Source organism: Janthinobacterium lividum (genome assembly GCF_034424625.1).
GTDB lineage: Bacteria > Pseudomonadota > Gammaproteobacteria > Burkholderiales > Burkholderiaceae_D > Janthinobacterium > Janthinobacterium lividum.
Genome location: NZ_CP139976.1, coordinates 832376 through 844232 on the forward strand (window position 1 = coordinate 832376; position 11857 = coordinate 844232).

An 11857-nucleotide genomic window follows, 5' to 3' on the forward strand; every position below is an offset into this window, starting at 1 on the left:
GGTTTTTGATGATTTTCTCGGAGTAGAGATGCCGATTTACGCTTACCGTTGTGACGAGTGTGGTTTTGCCAAGGATGTCTTGCAAAAGATCTCCGATCCAGTACTGACGGTGTGCCTGTCGTGCGGCAAGCCCAGTTTCAAGAAACAATTGACGGCCGCCGGTTTCCAATTGAAGGGCACTGGCTGGTACGCGACCGATTTCCGCGGCGGCACGGCGCCCACCACGGCCATTCCAACGGGCCCCGCCGATGGCGCCAAGCCCGCCCCGGCTGCCGAGAGCGCGCCTGTTGCTGCACCTGCGCCTGCCCCGGTTGCCACTGCGCCGAAAGCGGACTGAAAAGCGCGCCGCGCCGATACGATCCATTACCGAGAAACTGATGCGTAAATACTTTATTACCGGATTGCTGATTTTGGTTCCCCTGGCCATTACCGCCTGGGTCCTGAATCTGGTGATCAGCACGATGGACCAGTCGCTGTTGCTGGTGCCCGGCAGTACGCAGCCCAGCGTATGGTTCGGCCACAAGATTCCCGCGCTGAGCACCATTCCCGGCCTGGGCACGGTATTGACGGTGCTGATCGTGTTCTTTACGGGTTTGCTGACGAATAACCTGGTCGGCAATTACGTGGTGAAACTGTGGGAAAAATTGCTGCAACGCATACCCATCGTCAATTCCCTGTATTCGAGCGTCAAGCAAGTGTCGGATACCCTGTTTTCCCCGTCGGGCAATGCCTTCCGCAAGGCCGTGCTGGTGCCATATCCGCACCAGAACTCCTGGACCATCGCTTTCCTGACCGGCGTGCCGGGCGGCGATGCGGCGAACCACCTGGTGGGTGACTTTGTCAGCGTGTATGTGCCGACGACGCCGAATCCGACATCGGGCTTTTTCCTGATGATGAAGCGCAGCGATGTCGTCGAACTCGACATGAGCGTCGATGCGGCGCTCAAATATATTGTCTCGATGGGCGTGGTGGCGCCTGCGGAAGTTGTTGCTGTACCGGCCCCGGCAGCCAAAGAATAAAGGCAGGCGTCCCATGCGGGACGTGGCCGGATTGAACACTCACTAACCTGAACTGAGAATTTTATGTCTATGCGTACTGAATACTGCGGCCTCGTTACCGAAGCCATGCTGGGACAAACCGTCAGCCTGTGCGGCTGGGTACATCGCCGCCGCGACCACGGCAGCCTGATTTTCATCGACTTGCGCGACCGTGAAGGCCTGGTGCAAATCGTCTGCAACCCGGAACAAGCGGAGATGTTTAAGGTCGCCGAAGCCGTGCGCAACGAATTCTGCCTGCGCGTGACGGGCGTCGTGACCAACCGTATCGAAGGCACCATCAACAACAACCTGAAATCGGGCAAGATCGAAGTGGTCTGCTCGGAACTGGAAGTGTTGAACCCTTCCGTGCCCGTGCCGTTCCAGCTGGACGACGACAACCTGTCGGAAACGACGCGTCTGACGCACCGCGTGCTGGATCTGCGCCGCCCGCAAATGCAGAACAACCTGCGCCTGCGCTACAAGGTGACGATGGAAGTGCGCAAGTACCTCGATGCGCTGGGCTTCATCGACATCGAAACGCCGATGCTGACCAAGTCGACGCCAGAAGGCGCGCGCGATTACCTGGTGCCGTCGCGTGTCAACGCGGGCAGCTTCTTCGCCTTGCCGCAATCGCCACAGTTGTTCAAGCAACTGTTGATGGTTGCCAACTTCGATCGTTACTACCAGATCACCAAGTGCTTCCGCGACGAAGACTTGCGCGCTGACCGCCAGCCTGAATTCACGCAGATCGACTGCGAAACCTCGTTCCTGACGGAACAGGAAATCCGCGACCTGTTCGAAGACATGATACGCGTCGTCTTCAAGAACACCCTGGACATCGACCTGCCGAACCCGTTCCCGGTGATGGATTTCGCCGAAGCGATGGGCCTGTATGGTTCCGACAAGCCGGACATGCGCGTCAAGCTGGCCTTCACGGATTTGACCGAAGTCATGAAGTCGGTCGAATTCAAGGTCTTCAACGGCGCCGCGAACATGAAAGGCGGCCGCGTGGTTGCCCTGCGCGTACCGCAAGGCGGCAGCATGCCCCGTTCGGAAATCGACGCCTACACCCAGTTCGTCGCCATCTACGGCGCCAAGGGCCTCGCTTACATCAAGGTCAACGAGAAAGCCAAGGGTCCTGAAGGCTTGCAGTCGCCGATCGTCAAGTTCCTGCCTGCCGATGTGCTTGCCACGATCCTCGAGCAGACGGGCGCGCAAGACGGCGACCTGATCTTCTTCGGCGCGGACAAGGCCAAGGTCGTCAACGACGCCATCGGCGCGCTGCGCGTGAAGATCGGCCACAGCGAGTTCGGCAAGAAAGCCGGCCTGTTCGAAGACGTGTGGAAGCCATTGTGGGTGGTCGACTTCCCGATGTTCGAGCATGACGAAGAAGCGGATCGCTGGACGGCAACCCACCATCCATTCACGGCGCCGAAAGACGGCCATGAAGACATGCTGGAAAGCGATCCGGGCGCCTGCATCGCCAAGGCTTACGACATGGTCTTGAACGGCTGGGAACTGGGTGGCGGTTCGATCCGTATCCACCGCGAAGAAGTACAAAGCAAGGTCTTCCGTGCACTGAAGATCGATGCCGAAGAAGCACAGCTGAAATTCGGCTTCCTGCTCGATGCCCTGCAATATGGCGCGCCACCGCATGGCGGCCTGGCATTCGGCCTGGACCGTATCGTGACCATGATGACGGGTTCCGAATCGATCCGCGACGTGATCGCCTTCCCGAAAACCCAACGCGCGCAAGACTTGCTGACCCATGCGCCGTCGGAAGTGGACGAGAAGCAATTGCGCGAACTGCACATCCGCTTGCGCAGCACCGAGCCAAAAGTAGCGTAATGGCCAAGGCGGCCGTTCATGCGGCCGCTACCATTTTTACTTGCTGAGGCAAAAAAGGCGCTGCGAGGCGCCTTTTTCATTCTTGATATGAGCCATAAAATTCCCGTTTCCGTGCTGGTCGTCATCCATACGGCTGACCTTGATGTCTTGCTGATCGAGCGCGCGGGCCAGCCCGGTTTCTGGCAATCGGTGACGGGTTCCGTCGATGCCGTCGACGAACCGCTGCTGCAGACGGCCGCGCGCGAATTGTGCGAGGAAACCGGCATCGTTGCCGATGGGCGCGACATCGTGCTGCGCGACTGGAACTTGTCGAATGTGTACGAGATCTATCCGATCTGGCGCCACCGTTATGCGCCTGGCGTGACGCGCAACACGGAACACGTGTTCAGCGTGCAAGTGCCGCGCGACATCGCCATCACCTTGAGTCCCCGCGAACACTTGCAGTACGCGTGGCTGCCCTACCTGGCGGCGGCCGACCGCTGTTTCTCGTCGTCCAACGCGGAAGCGATTTTGCAATTGCCGGCCATGACGGGCCTGGCGCGCCCCACCTGATTTTCCTAGAAAGCATTCCATGTTGAACTGGTTACATTTGACGACGCAGCAAAAACTGCTGGGCACCCTGGGCATCGTTTTTTGCCTGTGCTTTATCTTCCTGCTGTTTGGCTCCACCGTGCCCGGCCGCACGCCGCCGATCGGCATGCCGCTGATGGCGATCGGCTGGCTGCTGCACCCGGGTGCGTTTGCCAAGGGCAAGCGCACCGTGGCCTGGCGCGGCGCGCCCTTGCTGGTCAAGATTGTATGGGCGGCCGGCATTACCGCGCTGATCGTCAGCGTGACGGCGGGCGTGGGACGCATGCTGGCCTGATTGTGCGTGGTAGGTGCGCACGCGCACCTACGCCGGCGCCGCGCGGGGCCTGTCAGGGAGTAGAATCAAGGCATGAAAATCCGCGTAGCAACTTATAATATACACAAGGGCGTCTCCTCCGTGCGGGGCTTGCCCCGCGTGCATGCCTTGAAGCAGGCGATTGCCCTGTTCCATGCCGATGTCGTCTTTTTGCAGGAAGTGCAAGGCAAGCACGACCGCAATGCGGCCCGCTTTGGCGCCGAGAAAAACGGCCACAAGCATTGGCCGGAAGCGTCGCAGCATGAGTTCTTTGCCGGCGCCGAGCACCATTCCGCCTACGGCATGAATGCCGTGTATGACCATGGCCACCATGGCAACGCCTTGCTGAGCAAGTTTCCCATCGCCTCGCAAACCAATCACGACGTGTCCGACCATGCCTACGAACAGCGCGGCATCCTGCATTGCGTGCTCAAGACGCCGCAGGCGGACGTGCACTGCTACGTCGTCCACTTGGGCCTGTTCGAATCGGGACGGGGCCGCCAGACGCAGGCGCTGATCGATGCCGTCATGGAATCGGCGCCGAATGGCGAACCCGTCATCATTGCCGGCGATTTCAACGACTGGCGCAACACGCTCAGCGATAAGCTGCGCAATGCGCTCGGCGTGGTGGAAGTATTCGACCAGCGCGCGTCGAATTCGGCCCTGGGCGACCTGGTGCGCACCCTGGCGCGGCGCCAGACGAAGACGCCGATCCCCGTGCCGGCGCGCACCTTTCCCGCCGCCTTGCCGTGGTTCCGCCTGGACCGCATCTATGTGCGCGGTTTCCACGTGGAAGGCGCGCAAGTGATGCATGGCACCCTGTGGGCAAAACTGTCGGACCACGCGCCGATCGTTGCCGCTTTGAAACTCGCGTAGACTGCCAGCATGCGCACAGTCAATTTCATCGCCCACAATGACATCAAGCTGCTGTATTGCGGCACCGATTATTTCCCCGCGCTGATTGCCGCCATCGACGGCGCGCGCTCGGAAGTCTATTTCGAAACGTATATCTTTGCCGACGACGCCACGGGCACCCTGGTGCTCGATGCGCTCAAACGTGCCGCCGCGCGCGGCGTGCTGGTGTGCATGATCACGGATTGGTTCGGCACGGGCAACCGCCGGGTCAAGGCCATGCATGCGCAGCTGGAAGCGGCTGGCGTGCACCACCGCATCTTCAATCCGTGGTTCCGGCGCGGCATCACGCGCACGCACCGCAAGATTTGCGTGGCCGATGGCGAGATCGCCCTGGTGGGCGGCATCAATATCAACGACGACATGTTTTGCGACTACGACCACAACATCAGCCTGGCAGCGCCGCGCTGGGATTTCGCCGTCCAGGTGAAGGGCCCGCTGGTCGACGCCATCCACGAGGAGGTGCAGGCGCAGTGGGCGAGGCTGGGCAAGATGAACCTGGTGCGGCGTATCAAGCTGTACCGCAAGATGCGCGTCGTTAGCAAGGAGCTGGCGAAGAACCCCGTCGTGGCCGGTTTTGTCGTGCGCGACAACCTGCGCAACCGCCGCACCATCCAGCGCGCCTATTTGCAGGCGCTGGGACAGGCACGCAAGAGCGTGATGCTGGCCAACCCGTATTTCGCGCCCGGGCACAAGCTGCGCCACGCCCTGGCCCAGGCGGCCCTGCGGGGCGTGGACGTGGTCCTGTTGATCGGCGTGGGCGAATTCCGCATGCAAGATGCCGTGGCGCACTCGTTTTACCCGAAACTGCTGGCCGCCGGCGTCAAGATCGTCGAATACCGCAAGACGCAGCTGCACGCCAAGGTGGCCGTCGTCGACGATGACTGGGCGACGGTGGGTTCCAGCAATATTGACGCGCTGAGCCTGTTCCTGAACCAGGAAGCGAACGTGGTGATCAAGGACGTGGCGTTCGCGCAAAGCCTGCGCCAGCACATCGAGCAGGGCGTGGCCGACGGCATCGTCATTCACCAGGATGATTTCAAGCACATCGGGCGTTTCCAGCGCATCGGCTATGAAGCCGCATTTCTCGTGTACCGGCTGGTGATGCGCATTTTTTCAGTAGGCAAGTACGCATGAACGAGATGACAACGGTAAGGCTGGACAAATGGCTGTGGGCGGCGCGCTTCTTCAAGACGCGCTCGCTGGCCAGCGAAGCCGTCGACACGGGCAAGGTCAAAGTGGGCGGCGAGCGCGTCAAACCGGCGCGCAGCGTGCGCGTGGGCGACGAGCTGGCCATCGATAATGGCGCGGAGACGTGGGAAGTGGCCGTGCTGGGCCTGTCCGACAAGCGCGGCGCGGCCCCCGTGGCACGCTTGCTGTATGGCGAAACGCCGGCCAGCATCGCCCGCCGCGAGCAACTGGCCGAGGAGCGCAAGCTGTTCCGCGAGCCGGGCACCACCATCAAGGGGCGGCCGACCAAGCGCGACCGTCGTCAACTGAGCAAGGCAGGCGACCTTTCCTGAGGTTCGTCTGTTGTGGGCAGGCAAGGGCGCGCGACGCTTTTGCCTGCCTGAAATCAATAGAAACACGCGGCTTTAGAATGCTGCGCTGCACCAATAGAACGCCGGCTCTAAAGTTCCCGTTTGACTTTTACGTGGTAGTGGATAATAGTACGAGCGTTCGGATTTTTTCGGAGCGTGCTTTTTTTTACTCTCGCTTCAGTCCGCCAAATCGGCAACATCACTTTTAGAACGGTACTCTTGAATACTTCAGTCAAATTCATGCGCAAGGGCGAACTGACCCGTGCAGCCATCCTCGACGTGGCGCTGGACCTGTCCAGCCGCGACGGCCTGGAAGGCCTGACCATCGGGCTGCTTGCGGACAAAATGAACATGAGCAAGTCGGGCGTGTTTGCCCACTTTGGCTCGCGCGAAGACTTGCAGATGGAAGTGCTGAAGCTCTATCACTATCGTTTCGAGCAAGAAGTCTTTTTCCCCAGCATGAAAGAACCACGCGGCATCCAGCGCCTGCAATCGATGTTTGCGCGCTGGGTCAAGCGGGTCAGCGTGGAAATCGCTTCCGGCTGCATCTATATCAGCGGCGCCGTCGAGTATGACGACCGTCCGGGCCCCATCCGCGAAGCCCTCGTGGCCATGGTGCGGGCCTGGCAGGGTGCGCTGCTGCGCTGTGTCGAGCAATCGATCGCCACGGGCGACCTGAAAGCGGACACGGACGCCCAGCAGCTGGTGTACGAGATGTATGGCCTGATCCTGGCCCTGCATCACGACGCGCGTTTCCTGCGCGTGCCGGGCAGCATCGAACGGGCGCAAGCGGGCTTTATCCGCCTGCTGGCGTCGTACCAGAATTCCGTCACAAGCAAATAAGCCGTCAGGCAGTATCCGCAATAACGCACACGCACTACAAGTACAACACTTTAGCTAATCGCCTTCAGGAGAAAATTATGGGTCAATACGTCGCGCCAATCCGGGATATGCAATTCGTCCTGCATGAGTTCCTGCAAGTGGAAGAAGAACTGAAGCAAATGCCATCGTACGCCGACGTCGACGCCGACATCATCAACCAGGTGCTGGAAGAGGGCGGCAAATTCACCTCCGAAGTATTGTTCCCGCTGAACCACTCCGGCGACCGCGAGGGCTGCCACCACGACCCCGTCACGAAAAGCGTGACCACGCCGAAAGGTTTCAAGGAAGCCTACAAGCAGTACGTTGAAGGCGGCTGGGCGGCCTTGGCGTGCGATCCGGAATACGGCGGCCAGGGCTTGCCTGTCGTGCTGAACAATTCGTTCTATGAAATGCTGAACTCGTCGAACCAGGCCTGGTCCATGTACCCTGGCCTGTCGCACGGCGCCTACGAGTGCCTGAAGGAGCACGGCACCGACCACCAGAAGGAAGTGTATCTGCCGAAGCTGGTGTCGGGCGAGTGGACGGGCACCATGTGCCTGACCGAACCGCACTGCGGCACGGACCTGGGCCTGCTGCGCTCGAAAGCGCTGCCTGAGGCGGACGGTTCCTGGACCATCACCGGCAACAAGATCTTCATCTCGGCCGGCGAGCACGACATGGCGGAAAACATCCTGCACCTGGTGCTGGCCCGCGTACCGGACGCACCGGAAGGCTCGAAAGGCATCTCGCTGTTCCTGGTGCCGAAATTCCTGCCGAACGCGGACGGCACGGTCGGTGAGCGCAACCCGATCACCTGCGGCGCCATCGAAGAAAAAATGGGTATCCACGGCAATTCGACCTGCCAGATGAACCTGGACGGCGCGAAAGGCTGGATCATCGGCCAGCCGAACAAGGGTCTCAACGCCATGTTCGTCTTCATGAACGCGGCCCGCCTGGGCGTGGGCATGCAGTCGCTGGGCCTGACGGAAATCGCTTACCAGAACGCGCTGATCTACGCCAAGGACCGCACGCAAATGCGTTCGCTGTCCGGCATCAAGAACCCGGAACTGCCGGCCGACCGCATCATCGTGCACCCTGACGTGCGCCGCATGCTGTTGACGGGCAAAGCCTACGCCGAAGGCGCGCGCGCTTTCACTTCCTACGTGGCGCTGCAGATCGACCGCGAACTGCACCACCCTGACGCCGACGTGCGCAAGGAAGCGGCCGACGAAGTAGCGCTGCTGACGCCCGTCATCAAGGCCTTCATCACCGATAACGCCTGGATCGCCACTTCGGATGCGATGCAAGTGTTCGGCGGCCACGGCTACATCTCGGAATGGGGCATGGAGCAGTATGTGCGCGACGCGCGCATCAACATGATCTACGAAGGCACGAACACGATCCAGTCGCTGGACCTGTTGGGCCGCAAGATCCTTGGTGATAACGGCGCCAAGCTGCGCAAGTTCGGCGAAAAGATCAAGGCTTTTGTCGAAGACAACGGCACCGATGAAGCGATGAGCGAATTTGTTACGCCACTGGGCGACCTGGGCGACAAAGTCACCAAGCTGACCATGGAAATCGGTATGAAGGCCTTCCAGAATCCGGACGAAGTGGGCGCGGCATGCGTGCCTTACCTGCGTGTCGTCGGCCACATGATCTACAGCTACCTGTTCGCGCAGATGGCCAAGATCGCCCTCGAAAAAGAATCCAGCGGCGACAAGTTCTACACCGCCAAACTGGCTACCGCACGTTTCTACTTCGCCCGCTTGCAGCCTGAAACGGCAACCCTGATCCGTCAGGCGCGTTCCGGTTCGGCCAACCTGATGGCACTCGACGCAGACCTGTTCTAAGACTTGAGGAAAATATGACCAATTTCATCGTTAAAAAAGTAGCCGTCCTCGGCGCCGGCGTGATGGGCGCGCAGATCGCCGCCCACTGCATCAACGCGAAAGTGCCGGTCGTGCTGTTCGACCTGCCGGCAAAAGAAGGTCCAAAGAATGGCATCGTGCTGCGCGCCATCGAGAACCTGAAAAAACTGTCGCCTGCGCCGCTGGGCAACAAGGATGACGCCGCGCTGATCCAGGTGGCCAACTACGAAGACAACCTGGACTTGCTGGCCGGTTGCGACCTGATCATCGAAGCCATCGCCGAGCGCATGGACTGGAAACATGACCTGTATCAAAAGGTCGCACCGCACATCGGCCCGAACGCGATCTTCGCCTCGAATACCTCGGGCCTGTCGATCACCAAGCTGGCCGAAGGCTTCGACGCCGACCTGAAATCGCGCTACTGCGGCGTGCACTTCTTCAACCCGCCGCGCTATATGCACCTGGTCGAGATCATCCCGACCGAGTTCACCAAGCCCGAGATCAGCGATCAGCTGGAAGGCTTCCTGACCACCACCCTGGGCAAGGGCGTGGTCCGCGCCAAGGATACGCCGAACTTCATCGCCAACCGCGTTGGCGTGTTCGGCATTCTGGCCATCGTGCACGAAGCCGAAAAATTCGGCCTGTCCGTGGACGTTGTCGATGACTTGACGGGCGCCAAGCTGGGCCGCGCCAAGTCGGGCACCTTCCGCACGGCGGACGTGGTCGGCCTGGACACCATGGGCCATGTGATCAAGACCATGCAGGACTACCTGCCGAACGATCCGTTCGCCGCCGTCTACAAGACGCCGGCCGTGCTGGCGCAGCTGGTGGAAAAAGGCGCGCTGGGCCAGAAGAGCGGCGCGGGCTTCTACAAGAAAGTCGGCAAGGAGATCCAGCGCCTGGACTTCGCTACCGGTGAATATGTGGCTGGCGGCGCCAAGGCGGCCGACATCATCGCCCGCATCCTGAAGGAAAAGGATCCGGTCAAGAAGATGAAGGCGCTGCGCGAATCGACGAACCCGCAAGGCCAGTTCCTGTGGGCGATCTTCCGCGACGCTTTCCACTACATTGCCATCCACCTGGACACCGTGGCCGACAATGCGCGCGACATCGATTTCGCCATGCGCTGGGGTTTCGGCTGGAACGTCGGCCCGTTTGAAACGTGGCAGGCATCGAACTGGCTGCAGGTGGCCAACTGGGTCAAGGAAGATATCGACGCCGGCCACGCGCTGTGCAATGCACCGCTGCCAGCCTGGGTCTTCGAAGGTCCGGTCGCTGAAAAAGGCGGCGTGCACACGCCGGAAGGTTCGTACTCCGCCGTGTCGAACAGCTTCGTGCCGCGTTCGACCCTGTCCGTGTATGACCGCCAGCCATTCCGCGCGCCCGTCCTGGGCAGCGGTGCCATCGACGGCAAGACGGCCGGTACCACCGTCTTCGAAGACGAATCCGTGCGCGTCTGGCATACGGGCGACGATGTGCTGATCATCTCGTTCAAGACGAAGATGCATGTGATCGGCGAAGGCGTGATCAACGGTCTGAAACTGGCGCTGGCCGAAGCGGAAAAGAACTTCAAGGGTCTGGTGATCTGGCACGCAGACGCAGCCGAAGGCGGTGCCTTCTCGGCCGGCGCCGACCTGCAATCGGCCCTGCCGGCATTCATGCAAGGCGGCGTGAAAGCCGTCGATCCGATCATCGCCGAACTGCAGAACACCTTCATGTCGCTGAAATACGCGAACGTGCCGGTGATCGCCGCGGTCGCCGGCCTGGCACTGGGCGGCGGTTGTGAGCTGGCGCTGCATGCGTCGAAGCGCGTGGCCTCGATCGAATCGTACATCGGCCTGGTGGAAGTGGGCGTGGGCCTGATTCCAGCCGGCGGCGGCTTGAAGGAAGCGGCGCAGCGCGCCTACAAGGAAGCCAAGGGCAACGACATCCTGCAATTCCTGAAAACGGGCTTCACCAATGCCGCCACCGCCAACGTGTCGAAATCGGCGCTGGAAGCCAAAAAAATGGGCTACCTGAAGGAAGACGACGTGATCGTGTTCAACGCCTACGAGCTGCTGCACGTGGCCAAGGTCGAAGCGCGCGCCATGTTCGACGCGGGCTTCCGTCCAGCGTTGCCATCGCTGATCCAGGTGACGGGCCGTTACGGTTGGGGCACCATCAAGGCGCAGCTGGTCAACATGCGCGACGGCGGCTTCATTTCGGCGCACGATTTCAAGCTGGGCGAGATGATCGCCGAGATCGTATCGGGCGGCGACGTGGACCAGGGCAGTTTCGTCAGCGAACAGTGGCTGCTGGATATGGAACGCAAGGCATTCCTGGAGCTGTTGAACCATCCGAAAACCCAGGAACGGATCATGGGCATGATGCAGACCGGTAAGCCGGTCCGCAACTAAGCACAGCGTCGATGAAGATCCTGCCGTTGGTATTTAAAGTATTACTGCGCGTGAGGCCAAGCATGGTGTATGACCGTATCAAACAACAGATGATGGACACCTTGCCCTTCGTGCGGCTGCTGGGGATCAGCATCGACGACATCGGCGCCGGCACCTCCAAGGTGTCGATGCCGGAAGATCCAAAACTGAATAATCACCTGGGCACGCAGCATGCGGGTGCCTTGTTCACCCTGGCCGAAACGGCTTCCGGCGCGGCCATGGCTGGCGGCTTCGCCGAGCTGATACTGGGCTTGCGCCCGGTGGCCAAGGAGTCGCGCATCCAGTACCAGAAGGTGGCCAAAGGCGCGACGCGCGCCGAAGGCCGGGTACCGGGCGACCTGGCTGCCTTGAAGGCGCAGCTGGCGCAGGATGGCAAGGTGGCGTTTCCCGTGGAAGTCGATATTTTCGACTTTGAGGGCACGCTGGCGGCACAGGTGACGGTGGACTGGTATTTGTCGCAGAAGCGATAAGC

12 protein-coding genes are annotated in these 11857 nt (G+C 60.8%); all 12 read left to right on the forward strand.

The annotated features are described in order from the left end of the window. Positions 1-28: 28 nt before the first annotated feature. Positions 29-337, forward strand: a complete 309-nt coding sequence (locus U0004_RS03680; RefSeq protein WP_070257696.1) for an FmdB family zinc ribbon protein — start codon at positions 29-31, stop codon at positions 335-337. A 40-nt stretch (positions 338-377) separates the two neighbouring features. Beyond that, a complete protein-coding gene (locus U0004_RS03685) occupies positions 378-1019 on the forward strand; it encodes a DUF502 domain-containing protein (RefSeq protein WP_034778417.1) in 642 nt (213 codons plus the stop codon). A gap of 63 nt (positions 1020-1082) precedes the next feature. Continuing rightward, a complete protein-coding gene (aspS, locus tag U0004_RS03690) occupies positions 1083-2885 on the forward strand; it encodes an aspartate--tRNA ligase (protein WP_071653294.1) in 1803 nt (600 codons plus the stop codon). Positions 2886-2972: 87 nt separating this feature from the next. After that, positions 2973-3437, forward strand: a complete 465-nt coding sequence (nudB, locus tag U0004_RS03695; protein WP_070257697.1) for a dihydroneopterin triphosphate diphosphatase — start codon at positions 2973-2975, stop codon at positions 3435-3437. Between the two features lie 19 nt (positions 3438-3456). Beyond that, on the forward strand, positions 3457-3750 hold the full coding sequence (locus U0004_RS03700; protein ID WP_070257698.1) for a hypothetical protein: 294 nt from the start codon (positions 3457-3459) through the stop codon (positions 3748-3750). Between the two features lie 72 nt (positions 3751-3822). Next, the gene (locus tag U0004_RS03705) at positions 3823-4644 is read left to right on the forward strand and encodes an endonuclease/exonuclease/phosphatase family protein (protein ID WP_034778424.1); all 822 of its coding nucleotides are present in this window, start codon (positions 3823-3825) and stop codon (positions 4642-4644) included. 9 nt (positions 4645-4653) lie between these two features. Beyond that, positions 4654-5817: a cardiolipin synthase ClsB gene (gene clsB, locus U0004_RS03710; protein WP_034778426.1), complete on the forward strand. Its 1164-nt coding sequence runs from the start codon at positions 4654-4656 to the stop codon at positions 5815-5817. Next, the gene (locus tag U0004_RS03715; protein WP_034778428.1) at positions 5814-6203 is read left to right on the forward strand and encodes an RNA-binding S4 domain-containing protein; all 390 of its coding nucleotides are present in this window, start codon (positions 5814-5816) and stop codon (positions 6201-6203) included. The genes clsB and U0004_RS03715 overlap by 4 nt, the downstream gene beginning before the upstream one ends. Before the next feature lie 258 nt (positions 6204-6461). Continuing rightward, positions 6462-7064, forward strand: a complete 603-nt coding sequence (locus U0004_RS03720) for a TetR/AcrR family transcriptional regulator (RefSeq protein WP_034753385.1) — start codon at positions 6462-6464, stop codon at positions 7062-7064. A 77-nt stretch (positions 7065-7141) separates the two neighbouring features. Further along, positions 7142-8932: an acyl-CoA dehydrogenase C-terminal domain-containing protein gene (locus U0004_RS03725; protein WP_034753387.1), complete on the forward strand. Its 1791-nt coding sequence runs from the start codon at positions 7142-7144 to the stop codon at positions 8930-8932. Positions 8933-8946: 14 nt separating this feature from the next. Then, positions 8947-11346 (forward strand): 3-hydroxyacyl-CoA dehydrogenase/enoyl-CoA hydratase family protein, encoded by a 2400-nt coding sequence (locus U0004_RS03730; RefSeq protein WP_070257699.1) that lies wholly within the window; start codon positions 8947-8949, stop codon positions 11344-11346. A gap of 62 nt (positions 11347-11408) precedes the next feature. Next, positions 11409-11855: a PaaI family thioesterase gene (locus U0004_RS03735; RefSeq protein WP_070257736.1), complete on the forward strand. Its 447-nt coding sequence runs from the start codon at positions 11409-11411 to the stop codon at positions 11853-11855. The last annotated feature ends 2 nt before the right edge of the window (positions 11856-11857 follow it).